The organism is Bradyrhizobium yuanmingense, from assembly GCF_029167105.1.
GTDB classification, from domain to species: Bacteria; Pseudomonadota; Alphaproteobacteria; order Rhizobiales; family Xanthobacteraceae; genus Bradyrhizobium; species Bradyrhizobium yuanmingense_A.
In genome coordinates, this window is sequence record NZ_JARFML010000013.1 from 83,362 (window position 1) to 102,407 (window position 19,046).

The 19,046-nt window shown below is 65.1% G+C and carries 21 protein-coding genes; 7 read left to right on the forward strand and 14 right to left on the reverse strand.

The genetic code is table 11. The features are described 5' to 3' along the window. Positions 1-85 precede the first annotated feature (85 nt). From P0R31_RS18615 to P0R31_RS18635, 5 genes are all read left to right on the forward strand, one after another. Complete coding sequence (locus P0R31_RS18615; RefSeq protein WP_275515390.1) at positions 86-1,030, forward strand: ABC transporter substrate-binding protein; 945 nt, start codon at positions 86-88, stop codon at positions 1,028-1,030. 61 nt (positions 1,031-1,091) lie between these two features. Next, the gene (locus tag P0R31_RS18620) at positions 1,092-1,865 is read left to right on the forward strand and encodes an ABC transporter permease (RefSeq protein WP_225114630.1); all 774 of its coding nucleotides are present in this window, start codon (positions 1,092-1,094) and stop codon (positions 1,863-1,865) included. Continuing rightward, positions 1,862-2,647 (forward strand): ABC transporter ATP-binding protein, encoded by a 786-nt coding sequence (locus tag P0R31_RS18625; protein WP_275515393.1) that lies wholly within the window; start codon positions 1,862-1,864, stop codon positions 2,645-2,647. Before P0R31_RS18620 ends, P0R31_RS18625 begins: the two co-directional genes overlap by 4 nt. Beyond that, a complete protein-coding gene (locus P0R31_RS18630) occupies positions 2,640-3,866 on the forward strand; it encodes a Zn-dependent hydrolase (protein WP_430516840.1) in 1,227 nt (408 codons plus the stop codon). Before P0R31_RS18625 ends, P0R31_RS18630 begins: the two co-directional genes overlap by 8 nt. Positions 3,867-3,981: 115 nt before the next feature. After that, positions 3,982-5,142: an MFS transporter gene (locus P0R31_RS18635; protein WP_275515397.1), complete on the forward strand. Its 1,161-nt coding sequence runs from the start codon at positions 3,982-3,984 to the stop codon at positions 5,140-5,142. Positions 5,143-5,212: 70 nt separating this feature from the next. On the opposite strand, the gene msrA is transcribed toward P0R31_RS18635, so the two are convergent. The 5 genes from msrA to P0R31_RS18660 form a co-directional block, all read right to left on the reverse strand. After that, positions 5,213-5,728 (reverse strand): peptide-methionine (S)-S-oxide reductase MsrA, encoded by a 516-nt coding sequence (gene msrA / locus P0R31_RS18640; RefSeq protein ID WP_275515398.1) that lies wholly within the window; start codon positions 5,726-5,728, stop codon positions 5,213-5,215. 269 nt (positions 5,729-5,997) lie between these two features. After that, entirely contained in the window at positions 5,998-6,420 is a 423-nt protein-coding gene (locus P0R31_RS18645; RefSeq protein ID WP_036029314.1) for an OsmC family protein, read from the reverse strand. A gap of 20 nt (positions 6,421-6,440) precedes the next feature. Beyond that, positions 6,441-8,762, reverse strand: coding sequence for a molybdopterin guanine dinucleotide-containing S/N-oxide reductase (locus tag P0R31_RS18650; RefSeq protein WP_275515399.1), 2,322 nt, complete (start codon positions 8,760-8,762; stop codon positions 6,441-6,443). A gap of 182 nt (positions 8,763-8,944) precedes the next feature. Beyond that, the gene (locus P0R31_RS18655; RefSeq protein WP_275515401.1) at positions 8,945-9,118 is read right to left on the reverse strand and encodes a hypothetical protein; all 174 of its coding nucleotides are present in this window, start codon (positions 9,116-9,118) and stop codon (positions 8,945-8,947) included. A 131-nt stretch (positions 9,119-9,249) separates the two neighbouring features. Next, positions 9,250-9,444 (reverse strand): hypothetical protein, encoded by a 195-nt coding sequence (locus P0R31_RS18660; RefSeq protein WP_275515403.1) that lies wholly within the window; start codon positions 9,442-9,444, stop codon positions 9,250-9,252. 87 nt (positions 9,445-9,531) lie between these two features. Here P0R31_RS18660 and P0R31_RS18665 point away from each other — a divergent pair, with 87 nt between their 5' ends. Beyond that, positions 9,532-10,047 carry a ferritin-like domain-containing protein gene (locus P0R31_RS18665; protein ID WP_225182831.1) on the forward strand — a complete coding sequence of 172 codons (516 nt, stop codon included), beginning with the start codon at positions 9,532-9,534 and terminating at the stop codon, positions 10,045-10,047. Between the two features lie 95 nt (positions 10,048-10,142). Here the strand turns inward: P0R31_RS18665 and P0R31_RS18670 are convergent, their stop codons facing one another. After that, on the reverse strand, positions 10,143-11,000 hold the full coding sequence (locus P0R31_RS18670) for an SDR family oxidoreductase (RefSeq protein WP_275515406.1): 858 nt from the start codon (positions 10,998-11,000) through the stop codon (positions 10,143-10,145). A 190-nt stretch (positions 11,001-11,190) separates the two neighbouring features. On the opposite strand from P0R31_RS18670, the gene P0R31_RS18675 reads away from it, so the two are divergent. Continuing rightward, the gene (locus P0R31_RS18675) at positions 11,191-12,156 is read left to right on the forward strand and encodes a DMT family transporter (RefSeq protein WP_275515407.1); all 966 of its coding nucleotides are present in this window, start codon (positions 11,191-11,193) and stop codon (positions 12,154-12,156) included. 355 nt (positions 12,157-12,511) lie between these two features. Here P0R31_RS18675 and dhaK read toward each other — a convergent pair whose 3' ends face one another. The 8 genes from dhaK to P0R31_RS18715 are packed head-to-tail and all read right to left on the reverse strand — an operon-like array spanning position 12,512 to position 19,040. Then, entirely contained in the window at positions 12,512-13,495 is a 984-nt protein-coding gene (gene dhaK / locus P0R31_RS18680) for a dihydroxyacetone kinase subunit DhaK (RefSeq protein ID WP_275515408.1), read from the reverse strand. A gap of 36 nt (positions 13,496-13,531) precedes the next feature. Next, positions 13,532-13,945 (reverse strand): hypothetical protein, encoded by a 414-nt coding sequence (locus P0R31_RS18685; RefSeq protein ID WP_198399756.1) that lies wholly within the window; start codon positions 13,943-13,945, stop codon positions 13,532-13,534. Between the two features lies 1 nt (position 13,946). After that, positions 13,947-15,566 carry a phosphoenolpyruvate--protein phosphotransferase gene (ptsP, locus tag P0R31_RS18690; RefSeq protein WP_275515409.1) on the reverse strand — a complete coding sequence of 540 codons (1,620 nt, stop codon included), beginning with the start codon at positions 15,564-15,566 and terminating at the stop codon, positions 13,947-13,949. A 1-nt stretch (position 15,567) separates the two neighbouring features. Further along, positions 15,568-15,876 carry an HPr family phosphocarrier protein gene (locus P0R31_RS18695; protein WP_275515411.1) on the reverse strand — a complete coding sequence of 103 codons (309 nt, stop codon included), beginning with the start codon at positions 15,874-15,876 and terminating at the stop codon, positions 15,568-15,570. 25 nt (positions 15,877-15,901) lie between these two features. After that, positions 15,902-16,294 (reverse strand): dihydroxyacetone kinase phosphoryl donor subunit DhaM, encoded by a 393-nt coding sequence (gene dhaM, locus P0R31_RS18700; RefSeq protein WP_036041954.1) that lies wholly within the window; start codon positions 16,292-16,294, stop codon positions 15,902-15,904. Next, positions 16,291-16,914: a dihydroxyacetone kinase subunit DhaL gene (dhaL, locus tag P0R31_RS18705; protein WP_275515412.1), complete on the reverse strand. Its 624-nt coding sequence runs from the start codon at positions 16,912-16,914 to the stop codon at positions 16,291-16,293. Before dhaL ends, dhaM begins: the two co-directional genes overlap by 4 nt. Before the next feature lie 13 nt (positions 16,915-16,927). After that, positions 16,928-17,950 carry an ABC transporter ATP-binding protein gene (locus P0R31_RS18710; RefSeq protein WP_275515413.1) on the reverse strand — a complete coding sequence of 341 codons (1,023 nt, stop codon included), beginning with the start codon at positions 17,948-17,950 and terminating at the stop codon, positions 16,928-16,930. Next, positions 17,943-19,040, reverse strand: coding sequence for an ABC transporter ATP-binding protein (locus tag P0R31_RS18715; RefSeq protein ID WP_275515414.1), 1,098 nt, complete (start codon positions 19,038-19,040; stop codon positions 17,943-17,945). The genes P0R31_RS18710 and P0R31_RS18715 overlap by 8 nt, the downstream gene beginning before the upstream one ends. Between the last annotated feature and the right edge of the window lie 6 nt (positions 19,041-19,046).

Below are 19,046 nucleotides of genomic sequence, written 5' to 3' on the forward strand. Positions count from 1 at the left end.
CGTGCAACGCTTCGCGGAACCGCCCATATGGGCCGGCAGAGATCAACAGGACGTCAAACCATCGATCGGCAAGAGGACGATAATCATGCGTAATTCGACAGTATTTGCGACAATCATTGCTCTCGCGGCCTCTACTCCGGCGCTCGCTCAGGACGTGAAGGTCGGCATCGGCATTTCCGGATGGACCGGCTTCGCGCCGCTGACGCTGGCGAGGGAGGCCGGTATCTTCAAGAAGAACGGCCTCGACGTCACCATCAAGAAGATCCCGCAGAAGGACCGCCATCTCGCCATCGCCTCCGGCGACATCCAGTGCGCGGCGACCACGGTCGAGACCTGGATCTCCTGGAACGCCAACGGCGTCGCCACCAAGCAGATCTTCCAGCTCGACAAGAGCTACGGCGCCGACGGCATGGCCGTGCGCAACGACATCGCCGCGATCAAGGACCTGAAGGGCAAGACCGTCGCCGCCTCCGCACCGGGCACCTCGCCCTACTTCGCGCTGGCCTGGATGCTGAAGAAGAACGGCCTCACCACGAAGGACGTAACCGTCGTGAACCTCGAGCCGGCGGCTGCGGCGCAGGCCTTCGTCTCCGGCCAGAACGATGCAGCGATGACCTATGAGCCATACTTGTCGACCGTGCGTGCCGCGCCCGACAAGGGCAAGATCATCGCGACCACGCTGGACTATCCGATGGTGATGGACACTTTTGGCTGCACGCCGAAGTTCCTGACGGAAAATCCGAAGGCGGCCAAGGCGCTCGCCGACAGCTATTTCGAGGCGATCGAGATGATCGCCAAGGACCAGGCCAAGTCCTACGAGATCATGGGCGCCGACGTGAAGCAGACCGGCGAGCAGTTCGGCAACTCGGCGAAATATCTGCGCTGGCAGGACAAGGCCGCAAACCAGAAGTTCTTCGCGGGCGAGTTCCTGACCTTCAACAAGGAGGCCGCCGAGCTCCTGCTCGAGATCGGCATCATCAAGGCCGTGCCGAAGGTCGAGGACCTCTACGACGCGAGCTTCATCAAGTAACGTTCTCCAAGCTGCCGGTTCCGCCTCAGGCGGAGCCGGCGCACCATTCGGATACAGTTTGATGCGTCCCCTGGATCCCGTGACATCGAAGCAACGTGCGGCATATGGCCTCGCGTTCTTCGTGCTGTTCGTCGCCCTCTGGTCATGGGCGACGTTCGGCGGCCATGTATCGAAGACCTTCCTCGCCAATCCGCTCACCATGGTGCAGGAGGGCGTCGAGCTGCTCACCAAGCACGGCTTCCTGTTCGACATCGGCATGACGATCTGGCGCGTCGTCGGCGGCTTTGCGCTCGCGGCGGTCATTGCGGTGCCGCTCGGCGTGCTGATGGGCGCCTACAAGCCGGTCGAAGCCTTCCTCGAACCCTTCGTCTCATTTGCACGCTATCTGCCCGCCTCGGCCTTCATCCCGCTGCTGATCCTGTGGGCCGGCATCGGCGAATTGCAAAAGCTGCTCGTCATCTTCATCGGCTCGGTGTTCCAGGTCATCCTGATGGTCGCGGTGACGGTCGGTGCCACGCGGCGCGATCTGGTCGAGGCCGCCTACACGCTGGGCGCCAGCGACCGCGGCATCATCCGCCGCGTGCTGCTGCCCTCCTCCGCGCCGGAGATCGCGGAGATCCTGCGGCTGGTGCTGGGCTGGGCCTGGACCTACGTCATCGTCGCCGAGCTGATCGGCTCGTCCTCGGGCATCGGTCATATGATCACCGACAGCCAGGCGCTGCTCAACACCGGCCAGATCATCTTCGGCATCATCGTGATCGGATTGATCGGCCTGATCTCGGACTTCCTGTTCAAGGCGTTCAATGCCTGGCTGTTTCCCTGGAAGCTGGCATGACCATTCTTAGGATCGAGCAGGTCTCGCGCACCTTCCCCGCGCGTCACGGCAACGCGCCGACGCGGGCGCTGGAGCCGACCGACCTCACCATCGGCAACAACGACTTCGTCACCATCCTCGGTCCCTCCGGCTGCGGCAAGTCCACGCTGCTGCGCATCGTCGCCGGCCTCGACCGTCCGACTGGCGGCCGCGTCACGCTCGACGGACGCGAGGTGACCGGGCCGGGCGCCGATCGCGGCATGGTGTTCCAGTCCTACACGCTGTTTCCCTGGCTGACGGTGCGCGAGAACATCGCCTTCGGCCTGCGCGAGCGCGGCGTGTCCGAGGCGGAGCGACACAAGATCGCCGATGCCTTCATCCGCCAGGTCGGGCTGTCCGGCTTCGAAAACCATTGGCCCAAGCAGCTCTCCGGCGGCATGCAGCAGCGAACCGCGATCGCGCGCGCGCTCGCCAACGACCCGAAAATCCTGCTGCTCGACGAGCCGTTCGGCGCGCTCGACAATCAGACCCGCGCCCTGATGCAGGAAATGCTGCTCGGGATTTGGGAGCGCGACCAGAAGACCGTGCTGTTCGTGACCCACGACATCGAGGAGGCGATCTTCCTCGGCAGCCGCGTCATCGTCATGAGCGCGCGCCCCGGCCGCATCAAGGCGGACATTCATGTAGACCTGCCACATCCCCGCTCCTACAAGATCAAGACCACGCCAGAATTCGTCCAGCTGAAGGAACGGCTGGTCGAGGAGATCCGCACCGAGGCGCTGAAGGTTGCCGAACATGTCTGACGCTCGCGCCGACGGCCATCGCGTTCTCGCCGACCTCCATGCACTGCGCGCCTTCGGCGCCTACAAGACCGGCGTGCACAAACCGACCTTCTCCGAGCCGCACAAGCTGTCGCTGGAGTGGCTCGTCCAGAAGCTGCCCGAGGCCGAGCTCTCCGCGACGATCGACGGCATCGGCAATGTGTTCGGGACGAGCTCGAAGCCCGGGCCGAAACTGCTGGCGGGCTCGCACCTGGAAAGCCAGAACTATGCCGGCTGGCTCGACGGCCCGCTCGGCGTCGTCTATGCGCTCGAGGCGGCGCGCGTGCTCAATGCCGACGTTTCCGTGAACGGTGCGGTCGAGGTCGCCGCCTGGTGCGACGAGGAGGGACATTTCGGCCACTTCCTCGGCTCGCGCTCCTATGTCGGACAGGTGACCGAGGCCGACATCGACGCTGCGCGCGACCGCACCAGCGGCCGCACCATGCGCGATGCCCTTGCCGACATGGGGCTCACGGGGCGTCCGCGCATCACTGCCGAACCGGGACGGCACGTCGGCTATCTCGAGGCGCATATCGAGCAGGGCGACACGCTCGAAAGCGGTCGCCTGGCGATCGGCGTCGTGACGTCCATCGTCGGCATCTGGCAGTACCAGATCAATTTTGTCGGCGAGCAGAACCATGCCGGCACCACACGCATGGCGGTGCGCAAGGATGCTGGCCTTGCGTTGGCCAAGTTCTGCGTGGCGATCGACGAGCGTTTCCCGGTGGCCTGCGGCCCGCGCACGGTCTGGACCACCGGCCGCATCACGCTCGATCCGGGCGCGCCGAGCATCATTCCCGGTGGCGCGGAGATGTTGTTCCAGATCCGCGACGACGACCCGACCGTCATCGCCCGGCTGGAGCAATTGCTCCGGACCATGGCGGACGAGGCCAGTGCCAACGGCCCCTGCACGGTCACGGTGACGAAGCTGCGCACCGGCGCACCCGCGATGATGAACGCGGGCTTTCAGGACGCGATCGAGGCCGCGAGCAAGGCCGTCGCCGGTGGCCGTTCCATCCGCATGCCCAGCGGCGCCGGCCACGATGCGCAGATGCTCGCAACCGTCATGCCCGCCGGCATGCTGTTCGTGCCGTCGATCGGCAGCATCAGCCATCACTGGACCGAGAACACCTCCGATGCGGACATCGTCACCGGAGCTGAGGTATTCGTCGACGCCTGCCGCCGGATCCTCGGCAGTTAGGTCGAGGCATGCAGCCGTCGAGCGCCTGCCACGACCATTCGAGCAGAGCTCTGCCATAAAGCCGCGGCAATCCTCGGGCCTGTCGACCGCCTCTCCCTGCTTTCCCGGAGTTCCCATGTCTTCTGCCGACCGGCCGGCAACCCGCCTTGCGACGCGGCTTGCCTTCCTCGTTGCGGGCTTCGGCATCGCGTGCTGGGCACCCCTGGTGCCGTTCGCGAAGGCGCGGCTCGCCGTCGACGACGGAGTTCTCGGGCTGCTCCTGCTCAGCCTCGGCATCGGCTCGGTCGTGGCGATGCTGCTGACCGGCGTGCTCAGCGCGCGCTACGGCAGCCGGCCGATCATCGTCGCGGGCGGACTCGGTCTGACGCTGGTGCTGCCGCTGCTCGCCATCGCAAGCTCGCCGCTGTCGCTGGCGCTGGCGCTGCTTGCGTTCGGCGCCGCGCTCGGCTCGATCGACGTCGCCATGAACATCCACGCCGTGGAGGTGGAACGCGCCGCGCGACGCCCGCTGATGTCCGGATTTCACGCCCTGTTCAGCATCGGCGGGTTCGCCGGATCCGCGCTGATGACGGCGCTGCTCTCGCTGCAGCTCGGGGCGCTCGCCTGCACGCTGATCTGCTCCGTGCTGATGCTGATCGCGATGCTGGTGACCTGGCCGCGCCTGCTTCGCTCGGTGCAGGTGCAGGAAGGCCCGTTGTTCGTGTTGCCGCATGGATCGGTGCTGCTGCTGGCGCTGCTCGGCGCCATCACCTTCCTGGTCGAAGGCGCGATGCTCGATTGGGGCGCGCTGCTCGTGATCGGCGCCGGGCTCGTCAGCGAGGCGCAAGGCGGCGTCGGTTACATCGTGTTCTCGATCGCGATGACCATCGGCCGGCTCGCTGGCGACGCGGTCGTTGCACGCATCGGAGACCGCACGACGTTACTGTGGGGCAGCCTCATTGCCATCGCCGGCTTCGTGGTGCTGCTCACCGCGCCCGTTACAGGGGTCGCCATTGCTGGATTCCTGCTGATCGGGCTCGGCGCCTCGAACCTCGTGCCCGTGCTGTTCCGCCGGGCGGCGCAGCAAAAGGTGATGCCCACGGGACTTGCGGTCGCGGCGATCACGACGGCAGGTTATGCAGGCGTCCTGCTCGGCCCTGCCGGCGTCGGCTTCGTCGCACAGCTCGGCGGACTGCCGCTGGCATTCTGGCTGCTGGCCGCCCTGATGGGGCTCGTCACCTTGACGGCGCAGATCGTCACCGCGGAGCAGCGCCGGACGTCGCATGTCGATGCGTGAGCGGACATGCGTCGACTTTGACCGATGAAGAGGCGGACCGCCGCAGCCGGCGAACCACCTTCTTCAGGCTTTAGCCTCCGACCGCCGCCGCGCGACGCGGCAGCTTCCAGCCGGGCCGTATGAAGTGGCAGGTGTAGCCGTCAGGATAGCGTTCGAGATAATCCTGATGCTCGGGCTCGGCTTCCCAGAACTCGCGCGCGGGCGCGACCTCGGTCACCACCTTGCCGGGCCACAGGCCGGAGGCCTCGACGTCGGCAATGGTGTCTTCGGCAGTCCGCTTCTGCTCCTCGCTGGTGTAGAAGATCGCCGAGCGGTAGCTCGTGCCGATATCGTTGCCCTGACGGTTGAGCGTGGTCGGATCATGGATCTGGAAGAAGAACTCCAGCATGGTCCGGAAGCTGGTCCTGGCCGGATCGAACACGATCTCGATCGCTTCGGCATGGCCTTCGTGATTGCGGTAGGTGGCGTTCTTGACGTGCCCACCGGTGTAACCGACTCGGGTGGAGATCACGCCCGGCTGCTTGCGGATCAGATCCTGCATGCCCCAGAAGCAGCCGCCGGCCAAAACTGCGCGTTCCGTCGTCATGTGATGTGCTCCCAATGATCGCTCAACAGCTTGTCCATCATATAGGCTTTCCGCCGCCCGGCCGAAAGCCGCGCGTTGACGCTCACCCGGTCGCCGGGCTCGGTGCAGCCTCTCCCGCTTGCGGGAGAGGTCGCGCCGTAGGCGCGGGTGAGGGCTTTCTCCTCTAGGAGACTATCCCATTGCGGAAACACCCTCTTCCCAACCCTCTCCCGCAAGCGGGAGAGGGAGCGCACCTCCGCTTTGCAGCGATCGAGCCTCAGTCCATCGCTCTAGACCAGCTTGGCGTCGAGCGTGATGGCGGCGTTGAGCACCTTGGACACCGGGCAGTTCTTCTCGGCCTCGCCGGCGAGCCGGGCGAAGCCGGCATCGTCGAGACCAGGCACTTTCGCCCGCAGGGTCAGCGCGGATTTGCTGATCTTGAAGCCCTTGCCCTCGGGCTCGAGCGTGACGGCGGCTTCGGTCGAGAGCTCGTCGGGCGTGAAACCGGCCATCTGCAGGCCGAAGGCGAGCGCCATGGTGAAGCAGCCGGCATGGGCTGCGGCGATCAACTCTTCGGGATTGGTGCCCTTCTCGTTCTCGAAGCGAGTCTTGAACGAATAGGGCGTCCCGGCAAGCACGCCGGATTCGCTCGACAGATGGCCCGTGCCATCGCGACCAGTACCCTTCCAGACTGCTGTTGCCTTGCGGATCATCTCAAGGTCTCCTTGCTTGCCTAAACCGGATCGAACGCGCGGATCGGTGGTAGATTGCCGGTGAACTTCTCCACCTCGACGGTCGTCAACTGGCCGGTGCAGCCCTGCGCCAGGGACGAGGTGCCGACGTCGCGGGTCAGCACGTTCGGATTGCCGTGAACGCAGAGCGGCGCCTCGTCTTCGGGATCCATCGGATCGTACCACGCGCCGGTCGGAAGCTGAACCACGCCGGGCGCGATGCCGTCGGTGACGCGAACCGCGGCGAGGCAGGCGCCGCGCTCGTTGAACAGGCGGATGATGTCGCCGTCCTTGATGCCGCGCGCCTGTGCATCGACCGGGTTCATGCGCGCGACCTCGCGGCCGCGATGCTTTGAGCCCAGCGAATGTCCGCCGAAATCGAGCTGGCTGTGCAGGCGCGTCACGGGCTGGTTGGCGACGAGGAAGCACGGTGCCCCCGGCTTGGGAACATCGGTCTTGTCGAGCCAGACCGGATGTCCCGGACAATCCGCATCACCGTGCCCTGCGATCTTGGCCGAGAAGATCTCGATGCGTCCGCTCGGCGTCGGCAAAGCGTGATTGACGGGATCCTCGCGAAAGCGGCGCAGCCGGCCGCCATCGTCGGGCTGCTGCGGCACGACCAGGCTGCCGCGCGCCCAGAATTCTTCGAAGCTCGGCGCTTCGAGGCCGCGCTTGGCCAGCGAGGCGCGGGTCGGCTCGTAGAGATGCTCCAGCCATTGCCGCGACGTGCGCCCTTCGGTGAACGGCTCGCGCGCCCCGAGACGTTCGGCGAGATCGGCGAAGATATCGTAATCGTCGCGCGCCAGCCCGAACGGCTCGGCGATCCGGTGCATCGCGACCATCAGGGGATCGTTGGTGGAATAGCCGATATCCTCGCGCTCCAGCGTCATCGTCGCGGGCAGCACGATGTCGGCGTGGCGGGCGGTGGCGGTCCAGGCGAGCTCGTGCACGACCAGCGTGTCCACCTTCGCGAAGGCCTTGCGCAGGCGGTTGATGTCCTGATGGTGATGGAAGGGATTACCGCCCGCCCAGTAGACCAGACGAATATCCGGATAGGTGCGCGTCTCGCCGTTGTAGCGATATGTGGTGCCGGGATTGAGCAGCATATCGGCGATGCGCGCCACCGGAATGAAATCGGCAACGCCGTTGCGGCCCTGCCCCAGCGTCGGTCCCGGCACGTCGTTGACGCGGCGGCCGTAATAGCCGATCGCACCCAGCGAATAGGCGTAGCCGCCGCCGGGAAGGCCGATCTGGCCGAGGGCCGCCGCCAGCACCATGCCCATCCACACCGGCTGCTCGCCATGCTCGGCGCGCTGCAGCGAATGGGAGACGGTGATGAGCGCGCGCTTTCCGGCGAGGCGCCGCGCCAAATTGCGGATCGCATCCGCACTGACGCCGCAGATCGCGGCGGCCCATTCGGCGTGCTTGGCTTGCCCGTCGCTCTCGCCGTTGAGATAGCGCAGGAAGATCGGCCAGCCCTCGGTGTAGCGATCGAGGAAGGCCTGGTCGTGCAGGTTTTCGCTGACCAGCGTATGGACGATGCCGAGCATCAACGCGGTGTCGGTGCCGGGCCCACAGGTCATCCAATCGGCGCCGGCCTCGACCGGCAGGTCGTCCCGCAGCGGGCTGACCAGGACGAACTCGCAGCCGCGCGCCCGCGCCGCCGCCATGGCGCCGCGCTCGACATGCTTGCTGATCGAGCCGCCGGCCACCATGGAGTTCTTCAGCGCCATGCCGCCGAACGCCAGCACGATGTCCGTCTCGGCCGCGATCTGCTCCCAGGTGACGTTGCGCTTGGTGATGTCCTCGTAGCCGGCCAGGATCTGCGGCAGCAGCATCGAGGACGCACCGGACGAATAGGTGTTGACCGAGCGCACATAGCCGCCCATCGCGATATTGAGGAAGCGATGCACCTGGCTCTGGGCGTGATGGAATCGCCCGGCACTCGACCAGCCATAGGAGCCGCCGAACACGGCGCCGGGTCCGCGGGTGTCGCGAATGCGGCCAAGCTCGTCGCCGAGGAGATCGAGTGCCTTCTCCCAGCTGACGGAGACGAACTCGTCGCGGCCGCGGCGATCGTCCGGGCCCGGCCCGCGCTCGAGCCAGCCGCGGCGGATTGCCGGCTGGGCGATGCGCGCCTGATGGCGGAGCGCGCCGGGAAAATTGTCGATGATGCCGTTCGGATCGGGATCGCCCGCATAGGCCCTGACCTCCAGCCCGGCCGCGCCCTGACGTGCGGAGAACACGCCCCAATGCGAGGTGTGCGGCTTGAAGCCGTCCGACAGGTCAAGACAGGGGTCGGGGAAGCCAATCGTATCGTCCATCTCTGATCCTTGTTCCGGCGGCGTCGGCATGGGTGGTAATATACCGATCCGCTGCGGACGTCGCCGAGATCAGGGTTGACGGGAACGCTGACCTGCCCCGCGCAAAGCCAGCCTCAAGGGCCGTTGACACTCCCGAGCGTCGTCGAGCGCGTCATGTAGCTCGTTTTGGCGCCGACGCTGCATCATCCGCGTGCGCAGCAATCGACCAGCAGATTCCAGATCCGCTGCGTCTCTTCTCTCTTGTTCGCCTCCGGCACGTTCTCCGCGCTCGACCGATCGAACGCGGCGATGGTGTGGGGTTGGCGAGGCACGATCCACCGTTCCGAAATCGGGTCGTACCATTTGCCGATACTCATTTCAGTCACGTCGGTCGACTCACAGGTTGGCAGGCTCGGGCGATGCGCCCCGCGTGGTCCTCATTGGAGCCCGTGTGGCGCCACCCGATTCACCAATCAGGAGATCGCATGATCGTTCCCGACCCGCTGCGTCAGCCTGGCCGGGCCGGGTGCAGCGTGCGCGGATGCCGCTCGTGCAGCAATCGCGCCAGCTCTTCACGCTCGGTGTCGCGGCCCTTCATCGCGGTCTCGAACAGCGCCTCCTGGATGTCGCGAGGCATGTCGCCCCATACGTCCAGCGCCGCATGTCCGAGCAGGCCCGCAAGATGATCCACTCCATCGCTCATTCGGCTCTCCCGATCTGCCTACGGGAATGGAACAGCGGCGGCCGCTCCGCGTTCCACTGCCATCATTGTGAAAAGGAGGCGTCTTTTATGGGATTCTTCACCAAGGACATCCAGTCGATGGAAGACCTGCTGCTGCACGGCCTTCAGGACATCTATTACGCGGAACAGCAGATCCTGAAAGCGCTGCCGAAAATGATCGACAAGGCCACCAACAGGGATCTCGTGGCCGGGCTGAAGGCGCATCTGGAAGAGACCAACAAGCAGGTCGAGCGCCTCGACAAGGTCTTTGCCAAGCTCGGCAAGGAGCCGAGCGGCACGCATTGTCCGGCCATCGACGGCCTGATCAAGGAGGCCGACGAGACCGCCGGCGAGATCGAGGACAAGGCCGTGCTGGACGCCGCGATCGTCGCCAACGCACAGGCGGTGGAGCATTATGAAATGTGCCGGTACGGCACGCTGATCGCCTGGGCGGAAGAGCTTGGACACGACGACATCGTGCGCTTCCTCACCACCAATCTGAACGAAGAGAAGGCCGCCAACACCAAGCTGAACACGGTGGCCCTGCGCAAGGGCGTCAACGCCAAGGCGTCCGACGCCGCGTAATTGCGGCGAACCGATCAAGACGATGGCGGCGCCCGCGGCGCGGCCATCGTCTTGCATGGCGACGGCTCATCTCCGCTGCGAGCGGACACGTCGGATCATATGAACGGCTTGCCACCGGTCACGGGCAACGTCGCCCCAGACGTGTAGCTCGAAAGCGGATCCGCCAGCATGACATAGGCCGTCGCGAGCTCGGCCGGCTGGCCGGCGCGCTGCATCGGCACCTGCTTGCCAAAGTTCTTCACCCTTTCTTCCGACATGGTCGAGGGAATCAGCGGCGTCCAGATCGGCCCCGGGGCCACCGCATTGACCCGGATGCCCTTCTCGGCCAGCATCTGCGCAAGCCCGCCGGTGAAATTCTGGATCGCACCCTTGGTCGTGGCGTAGGCCAGCAGGCTCGGATTCGGCATGTCGGAGTTCACCGAGGCCGTGTTGATGATCGCGGAGCCCGGCCGCATGTGGGGGACGGCGGCTTTGGCCAGATAGAACATGGCGTGGATGTTGATCTCGAATGTCCGCCGCCATTCGTCGTCGCTGATATCCGCGACGTCCTTGAACGTCGCCTGATGGGCAGCGTTGTTGACGAGGATGTCGATGCCGCCGAGCTCCTCGACGGTGCGACGCACGATGGCGCGGCAATGTTCGGGATTGCTGATATCGCCCGCGATCAGGACGGCCTTGCGTCCCTCCCGCTCGACCAGCGCCTTGACCTCGGCCGCATCCTCGTCCTCGTTCAAATAGGAGATGACGATATCCGCGCCTTCACGCGCATAGGCGATCGCCACCGCGCGGCCGATGCCGCTGTCGCCGCCCGTGACGATGGCCTTCTTTCCGGCAAGACGGCCGGAGCCCTTGTAACTCTTCTCGCCATGATCCGGGCGCGGCTGCATGGCCCGCGTCGAGCCCGGCATCGGCTGCTGCTGCGCAGGATAAGGCGGCTTTGGATAATTGGTCATGGACAACTCCCGGCGTTCGCTGCGCTAACGGAGCGCCGCCGGAAGTGTTCCTGGCGTTGATACCGTCATCGCACAGCGTGGCCGCCCCCCAGAGATCCGATTACGACGGTTGCGGAACTCTCGCCTAGCAATCCTCCCGAGGATCGCTCACCATGGCGTCACCTTTGAGAACCATGATGCGGAGAGCATCTTGAAACTCGCAGGTGTTTCAAGTGCGCTAAGATATCTCAAGCAATCGGACACGGGCTTGACACCTGTAGCCAAATCGAACGAGCGGATTTTCGGACTCCTGAGCGCAGCTGGCGTGTTCTGCATCTGGTCCGGCTTTCTCGTCTTCTCGAGGGCCGGCATGCAATCCGGCCTGACACCCTTCGATTTGACCGCACTTCGGTTCCTGGTCACCGGCGCCCTGGTCCTTCCGTTCGCCAAGGCCTGGTGGCCGCGCCACCTGCCGCTGCACGCAATCCTGTCGATGTCAGTTTTTGGGCCCGGCGTAGTATACAACATCTTGATGTACTTTGGATTGAAGGGGGCGTCGGCAGCATACGGGGGAGCGTTCGCCAACGGCTCGCTACCGATCTTCACCATTCTGCTCGGATTGCTTTTCGCACGGCGCGTACCGTCCTGGCGGCAGCTTATTGCAGTTCTCATCCTGCTCGTCGGAGCGGTGCTCGTTGCCATTCCGGGCATGCGCGTCGGCGGCAACAGCGTGGCATCGGCCATTGGGTTCTTCCTCGCAGCATCAGCTGTGCTCTCGATCTACTTTGTGGGCGTGAAACATTGGCAGCTCGAGGCGCGCCAGGCGCTGGTCCTGGTCAGCGTGCCGAACGCGCTGCTTTTCTTGCCGGTCTGGTTCTTCTTTCTTCCTTCCACCATGCAGGATGCGCGGTGGTCGACAATACTGCTTCAGGCCGCCTTCCAGGGCTTGGGCCCAGGTTTCCTGGCGGTCATCCTGTTCTCCATTTCCGTGAGGATTCTCGGGCCCACGCCCTCGGCCGGACTGGCTGCGGCGGTACCGGCCAGTGCAACGCTGTTGGCGATACCGATACTTGGCGAGGTTCCTACAACCATCGAGTGGATCGGCATCGCGATCGTCACCGCCGGGCTCATTCTGCTCCTCGGAGGTCACCCCGAAACCAAGAGCCCATCCAAATAGCGAGGCGATCTGCTCCAGCTACGTCAATGCCGGAGCGGTTGCGTCCTTCCTCGGACCAAGCCGCGCACTACGTCTGTCGGCTTCGGCTGCCGCAATCTGCACCTGCACATCCCTGGGCTTTGCCAGATAGGGCGCTGACGTGACCAGGACTTCGGCGCCCAGCGTAAATCGCTCATTGGACCCCGCGCCAGGGAAATAGCTGCCTACCGCCCCAAAAAGAAGCCGTGCCCGAGGGACACGGCAAGTTTCAGGGAGGGTGAACCGGGAGAATTCCCGATGCATACGTGAGGCGTGGCACCGGCCGATCGTCCGCCGGAGCACGATCGAAATCATCAGCAGCCGTTCGCAGCCGCCATCACCATTTCAACGCGGCCGTGCGCACGGGATGGTCCCACAGCGCACGAGTCTCTGTATCGAGTAGACTCACGGTGAGCGAGCACCCCGCCATATCCAGCGAGGTGACATAGCTGCCCACCAGCGAACGGGCGATGCGCAAGCCGCGCTTTTCGAGCATCCGGCGCGCCGCGTTGTACATCAGATAGAGCTCGATCGCGGGCGTTCCGCCAAATCCATTGACGAGCAGCACGGCTTCATTGCCTTCGCGGGCGTCGAGATCCTCGGCAATGGCAGTGGTCATCTCAAGAGCGATCGCATCGGCGCGCTCCAGCTTGACGCGGCGGCGTCCCGGTTCGCCATGGATGCCGACACCCACTTCCATCTCGTCCTCGGCGAGCACAAAGGTCGGCGTGCCTGCAGCCGGAACCGTGCAACTCGTCAGTGCCACCCCCATCGAACGCGTCCGGGCGTTGACGCGCTCGCCGAGTGCAACGCAAGCCTGGAGGTCAGCCCCCTTCTCGGCCGCCGCGCCGACGATCTTCTCGACGATCAGAGTGCCGGCCACACCCCGGCGGCCGATGCTGTGGATGGAATTCTCGACCGCGACGTCATCGTCGGTGACGATCGTGGCTGTGCGACCCTCGGAAATCTCGGCCGCCATCTCGAAATTCATGCGATCGCCCGCATAGTTCTTCACGATGAAGAGCACGCCGGCATCGCCCGAAACGGCCTGCGCCGCCTCGACGATCTGGTCCGGCGTCGGCGAGGTGAAGACCTGTCCCGGACAGGCCGCATCGAGCATGCCATAGCCGACGAAACCCGCATGCAGCGGCTCGTGCCCGCTACCGCCGCCGGATACGAGCGCGACCTTCCGCGAGTTGAGCTCGCGGCGCCGCACGAATTTCCGCTCGGGCCCGAGCGTCACGAGATCGGCATGCGCCGCAGCCAACCCGTCGAGGCTCTCCGCGAGCACGCCATCGACCGAATTGATGAACTTTTTCATGTTCTCCTCCCCTCTTCGTCCCTCTGAACTTGGCGCTCATTTTTCCCGCATGATCGCTCCCAAGCGCCGCGCGAATTCCTGCAGCAGCGCATCGAGCTCCGCATTTCGCTTGGAGCTGCCGAGATCCGGCAGGTGCAGCGTCAGCGTCCGTTCATGCGCCCCCTCCGTCAGGCGGCCGATCCGGCGCGGGTGCGCACGGGTATAGGCACGAAGGAACGCCGCCTTCGCCTGCGGCGGGAAATGGCAGACGTCGAAGATCGTGTTCAGGTGCTGCACGGGAATCGGCACCGGATAGGCCGGGTTGCTGATCTGGCTGACGAAGCTGCGGTTCTTGCCCATGGCATGGGCCAGGCGCAGCCGCATGCCTGACGGGCGGCTCTCAAGCACCTCCTTGAAGATGCGCTTGTAAACAGCAACGGCGCCCGCCTCGGCCGGTTCATCGATCGCCATATCAGCCAAGCCCGCCTCCGCTGCTCAAGCGGTCGATTGTCTGTTTGATCTGCGCCAGCGCCGACGCATTCACCGACAACTCGCGCAGGCCGCAATTCAGGAGCGCGGGCAGACAGCGCGGGTCGCTCGCCATGTCGCCGCACAGGCTGACGCTGGTTCCTGCGCGACGTCCGTGCTCCGCGGTTCGCGCGATCAGTTCGAGGAGGGCCGGATGCAAGGGATCCATCAAGGGGGCGAGAGCTCCATTGGAACGGTCGCATGCAAGGACATATTGCGCGAGATCGTTCGATCCGATCGAGAAGAAGGAGGCCTTGAAGGTCGCGATCGCCAGGGCCGCCGCCGGGACCTCGACCATGATTCCCAGCTCGGGGAGCATCGCGGCAATGCCCTCGGCCTGCAAGCGCTGCACGATTTCGACGAACAGCTTCCGTCCGGACTCGAACTCGTCCGGTGCCGTGACCATCGGAAACATGACCCTGAGATTTCCATGCACGGCCGCACGCGCCAGCGCGCGGAGCTGCACGCTGAATATCTCGGGGCGGGCGAGGCAAAGCCGCAGGCCACGCACGCCCAGAAAGGGATTGGCCTCACCGTCGATGGTGAATCCAGGTACCGGCTTGTCGCCGCCGGCATCAAACGTGCGAATGGTAACCGGGCGTCGATCGGCCCAGCGCAGAACGGCAGCGTAGGCGCGATACTGCGTCTCCTCGTCGGGCAGGCCGCCGCGCTCTGCGAGCAGAAACTCGGTGCGCATCAACCCGATGCCGTCAGCATATTGTGCGTCGGCATGATCGAGATCCTCGACGCGCTGGATGTTGATGAGCAGCTTGATCCGCTCCCCGCGCCATGATGCGGTCGGCCGTCGCAGGATCGCCCGCGCGGACGCCCGGCTCTTGCGATGAATTTCGCGCCGTTTCTCGAACAGCCGCAGCTGCTCGGCACTCGGATCGAGCTCGAGCGTAGCGCCCTCGCCATCGAGCAGCGCCGTCGCACCGATCTCCGGAATGGCGCCGAGCTGCACGACCATGGGGATGCCCCGCGCGCGCGCCAGCATCGCGACATGACTCGTGGGGCTACCGCGCAGGAGCGCAAGACCACCGCCGGCCGACCAGTCGATCTCCAGGAAACGCGAGGGCGGCAGATCGTCGGCGCAAACGACGGCACCACTCGGTATCTTGGGGGCCTCGCCCCCGCCTCCGCGCAAGATGCTGATGATGCGGTCGCGTAGATCCGCAAGATCGGAGCAGCGCGCCTTCAGATACTCGTCCTCGGCCGAATTATAGTCCGCAATCTGCTCGTCGAGCGCGGAACGCCATGCGACGTCGGCGGCATCCCCTTCGCTTATCGCCGTGAAGATCGCTTCGATGAAATCCTCATCCTCCAGCAGCGCGACCTGAAACTCGAGAATCTGCGCGGCCTCACCTCCCGCAATCGCGGCGAGCTCGGCGATCTGCCCGCTCGCCGCGTCGATCGCCTTGCGAAGATCGAGCGCCTCCTCGACCAGCGAGCCTGCGATCCGCTCGCCGTTCGTGCCCGCATCGACACGGACGAGCGGGCCGTGGGCAAAGCCGATCGAGGCGGTCCTGCCGCGAAAAGCCAGTCCGGCGGCACCTCCCTGCATGCTATGACGCCTCGTCCGGAAAGTCGGTTGCGATCAGGTTGACCAAGGCGGCGACGGCAGCCTGTGCGTCGCTGCCCGACGCCTTGATCTCGATCGTGCTGCCGTGAGCCGCGCGCATGGCCATGATCTTGGCCACGCTCTTGGCATTGATCCACTCGGCCGCGCCCGCGACCCGGACGGAAATCTGGGCCTGGAACTTCTTGGCCAGCTTGGTCAGCTTGACCGCCGGGCGTGCATGCATGCCCACCGCGTGCACCAGCCGCACATTCTCGGTGATAATCTGGCCGTCCGCTTTATCCAACATCGTCATATTCCATGATCGTTTCGCCGACGCATCAGTCGGCAGAGAGTTCCTCGGCCACGGCCTTGACCTGGGCCAGCGAGCTGCCGCCCGCCGCCTCGGTCGCCGCCATCACGGCGCCCTCGACGATCGGCGCGTTGCATACGACAACGAGATCGCGGCGTGCCGGCTCCAGCATTTCGACCGCCATCTCGCTGTTTGTCTCGGCGCCGCCGAGATCGACGAGGATCGCGACGCCTTTCGCCGACCAGGCATCGTTGATGGCGTCGACGATCAGCGACACGCTGGTGCCGAGCCCGCCATCGGGATTGCCGCCGCAGAACGCCACCTTGACCTCGCTGCCGACCATCTGCCGCACCATGTCGGCGGTGCCTTTGGCGATGTCCTTCGAATGCGAGACGATCACGATTCCCACGGCATCAGTCATTGCTTTCCCTCCAGGCTCGCGCATACCGCCTGCACGAGAACACAGCTCGAGCGCGCGCCGGGGTCGATGTGACCGACGCTGCGCGGTCCGAGAAACGACGCCCGCCCCTTGGTGGCCCGCATCGGCGCGGTCCGCTCGACCGCCTCTGCGGCCGTTGTGCTGACTCGCGCGATCAGGTCCGGTTGGCCGGCCGCATTCTTCAGCGTCTCCAGCACGGGAACGAGCACGTCGAGCATGGTCTTCTCACCGGCCTGCGAACGGCCGCGGGCGCTGACGGCGTTCACACCGCTGCCGAAGACATCAGCGATGTCCTCAGGCAGATGCTTGTCGTGCGAGAGGGCCTCGCCTGCGGCCAGGAAGAAACTGCCGTAGAGCGGGCCGGAAGCACCGCCGACCGTCATCACGAGCGTCTTGCCGATCGTCTTCAAAGCCTCGTCGAACGGCTGCTCGGAGATCGCATCGAGCTTGCCGAGCACGGCTTCGAACCCGCGCTTCATGTTGAAGCCGTGGTCGCCGTCGCCGATCGCCTGGTCCAGGCTCGTGAGCTCCGGCGCGCTGGCAATGACCCGCTCTGCGGCCAGCTTGATCAGCGATTTGAACGTCTCGGGTCGCAGCGACATCGCGTTTGATCCTCTAATGAACCGCCGGGAGGCGCTGCCCGGCGCCGTCGAAGCAGAGCGGTTGCACCAGATCCAGCTCAACCTCCTGACCGGCATGCAGCGGTTGATGCGGATCCGCAAGCGTGACCAGCATCTCTCCCTTATAGTCCAAGTGAACGTGATTCTGCTCGCCGAGGTGCTCGACCCGGTGCACGCGGCCGACCATCGGCCCGCCATTGCGCGCCGCGAGGCGAAGGTGCTCGGTGCGAATACCGACTGTCTCCGTTCCCGGCGGCAGCGGTACGTCCGACAACAGCCGCGCGGGGAGGAAATTGATCTGGGGCGTGCCGAGGCGCGAGGCGACGTAGCTCGACGACGGTCTCTCGTAGATTTCCCGGGGCGTGCCGAGCTGGAGCAGCTCGCCGTCCTTGATCACGCCGATCCGGGACGCCATCGTCATGGCCTCGACCTGATCGTGGGTCACGTAGAGGATGGTCGCCCCAAGCTCGTGCTGGATCCGCTTGAGCTCCAGCCGAAGCTCGGCACGGAGCTTGGCGTCCAGCGACGACAGCGGCTCGTCCATCAGATAGATCGAGGGATCGCGGACCAGCGCACGACCGATTGCCACCCGCTGCATCTCGCCACCCGAAAGTCGGGTTGCGCGATTGTTCAGCTTGCTTGCGATGTGCAACAACTCCGCTGTCTGCTCGACCCGCTTCTTGATGATGGGCTCCGATACCCGTCGCGCGGGCGAGCGCAACGGGAACGCAAGGTTGTCATAGACGGTGAGATGCGGATAGAGCGAATATTGCTGGAAGACGAAGGCGATATCGCGCGCTCCCGGAGGAGCCAGCGTCACGTCGTGTCCGTCGATCATGACCGAGCCGGAATCGGGAATCTCGAGCCCGGTGATCAGCCGCAAGGTCGTGGTCTTGCCGGCACCGCTCGGTCCGAGCAGCACCATGAATTCTCCGTCGTTCACCGAGAGCGAGAGCTCGCGCACGGCCGCCACCGCGCCGAAGCGCTTGCTGATGTTGCGTAGGGCGACGTCAGCCATGGTCTGCGCTCCCCGCGGTGGCAGTTCGTATCGCAAGGCCGCTGGCGACGTCGAACAACGCGAGTCGTTCCGAACGGAATTCAAGGCCGACCCGCTCGCCGATCCGCACGGGCGTACTGGAAGGCAACCGCGCCGCAATACGTCCATGTGCGGTGTCGACGGTGACAATCTGGGTTGTCCCAAGATACTCGGCGCCAAACACCTCGCCGCGCACGGGTGCCGCGTCGGCGAAGCGGATATGCTCCGGACGAACGCCGAGTGCCATACCGGCGCTGGCGCGATCCTCTCGGATCTCCGGCACCGCGATGCTCGTGTCATGGAAGCTGATCGTCCGATCGCCGGAGCGCAGACCTGCCTCGAAGCGCAGAAAATTCATGGGCGGCGAGCCGATGAAATCGGCCACGAACATGCTCGCGGGCCGATCATAGATCTCCTGCGGCAGGCCGATCTGCTCAACGCGTCCCTGGTTCATGACGGCGATCCGATCCGCCATCGACATCGCCTCAAGCTGGTCATGCGTCACGTAGACGGTGGTCGCCCCGATCCGATCGTGCAGGTCGCGGAGCTCGCTGCACATCAGATGACGAAACTCCGAATCGAGCGCGCCCAGCGGCTCGTCCATCAGAAAAGCCTTTGGCCGCCGCACCATGGCGCGCCCCAGCGCAACCCGCTGCCGATCGCCGCCGGACAGCTTCGACGTCTTGCTCGACAGCAGATGCTCGATTCGCAGCAGTTTGGCTGTCTCCTGCACCCGCTGGTGAATATCGCGCCGGGCCATGCCCTGGCACTTGAGGGGAAAGCCGATATTCTCGGCGACGTTCATGTGCGGATATAGCGCAAAAAGCTGAAACACGAAGGCGATATCGCGCGCGGATGCGCGCTGGAAGGTCACGTCCTCACTGTCAAGCAGGATCTTGCCCTCGGTCGGCAGCTCCAGGCCTGCGATCATGCGCAAGGTGGTGGTCTTGCCGCAGCCGGAGGGGCCGAGCATCGCAAAGAAAGCGCCATCGTCGATCGTGAAGTTGGAGCCTTGCACGGCCGCAAACTGATCGAACGACTTGCGCAGGTTTTCGACGCGGATCTGTGCCATGTCTGC

Coding starts and splice junctions, on each gene's coding strand:
- P0R31_RS18620 (WP_225114630.1), top strand. CDS start 1,092: ATGCGTCCCCTGGATCCCGTGACATCGAAGCAACGTGCGGCATATGGC.
- P0R31_RS18710 (WP_275515413.1), bottom strand. CDS start 17,950: ATGGCTGACGTCGCCCTACGCAACATCAGCAAGCGCTTCGGCGCGGTG.
- P0R31_RS18635 (WP_275515397.1), top strand. CDS start 3,982: ATGTCTTCTGCCGACCGGCCGGCAACCCGCCTTGCGACGCGGCTTGCC.
- P0R31_RS18630 (WP_430516840.1), top strand. CDS start 2,640: ATGTCTGACGCTCGCGCCGACGGCCATCGCGTTCTCGCCGACCTCCAT.
- P0R31_RS18615 (WP_275515390.1), top strand. CDS start 86: ATGCGTAATTCGACAGTATTTGCGACAATCATTGCTCTCGCGGCCTCT.
- P0R31_RS18655 (WP_275515401.1), bottom strand. CDS start 9,118: ATGAGTATCGGCAAATGGTACGACCCGATTTCGGAACGGTGGATCGTG.
- dhaM (WP_036041954.1), bottom strand. CDS start 16,294: ATGACTGATGCCGTGGGAATCGTGATCGTCTCGCATTCGAAGGACATC.
- P0R31_RS18695 (WP_275515411.1), bottom strand. CDS start 15,876: ATGACGATGTTGGATAAAGCGGACGGCCAGATTATCACCGAGAATGTG.
- P0R31_RS18660 (WP_275515403.1), bottom strand. CDS start 9,444: ATGAGCGATGGAGTGGATCATCTTGCGGGCCTGCTCGGACATGCGGCG.
- dhaL (WP_275515412.1), bottom strand. CDS start 16,914: ATGTCGCTGCGACCCGAGACGTTCAAATCGCTGATCAAGCTGGCCGCA.
- P0R31_RS18645 (WP_036029314.1), bottom strand. CDS start 6,420: ATGATCCGCAAGGCAACAGCAGTCTGGAAGGGTACTGGTCGCGATGGC.
- P0R31_RS18665 (WP_225182831.1), top strand. CDS start 9,532: ATGGGATTCTTCACCAAGGACATCCAGTCGATGGAAGACCTGCTGCTG.
- P0R31_RS18670 (WP_275515406.1), bottom strand. CDS start 11,000: ATGACCAATTATCCAAAGCCGCCTTATCCTGCGCAGCAGCAGCCGATG.
- P0R31_RS18625 (WP_275515393.1), top strand. CDS start 1,862: ATGACCATTCTTAGGATCGAGCAGGTCTCGCGCACCTTCCCCGCGCGT.
- msrA (WP_275515398.1), bottom strand. CDS start 5,728: ATGACGACGGAACGCGCAGTTTTGGCCGGCGGCTGCTTCTGGGGCATG.
- P0R31_RS18685 (WP_198399756.1), bottom strand. CDS start 13,945: ATGGCGATCGATGAACCGGCCGAGGCGGGCGCCGTTGCTGTTTACAAG.
- ptsP (WP_275515409.1), bottom strand. CDS start 15,566: ATGCAGGGAGGTGCCGCCGGACTGGCTTTTCGCGGCAGGACCGCCTCG.
- P0R31_RS18650 (WP_275515399.1), bottom strand. CDS start 8,762: ATGGACGATACGATTGGCTTCCCCGACCCCTGTCTTGACCTGTCGGAC.
- dhaK (WP_275515408.1), bottom strand. CDS start 13,495: ATGAAAAAGTTCATCAATTCGGTCGATGGCGTGCTCGCGGAGAGCCTC.
- P0R31_RS18715 (WP_275515414.1), bottom strand. CDS start 19,040: ATGGCACAGATCCGCGTCGAAAACCTGCGCAAGTCGTTCGATCAGTTT.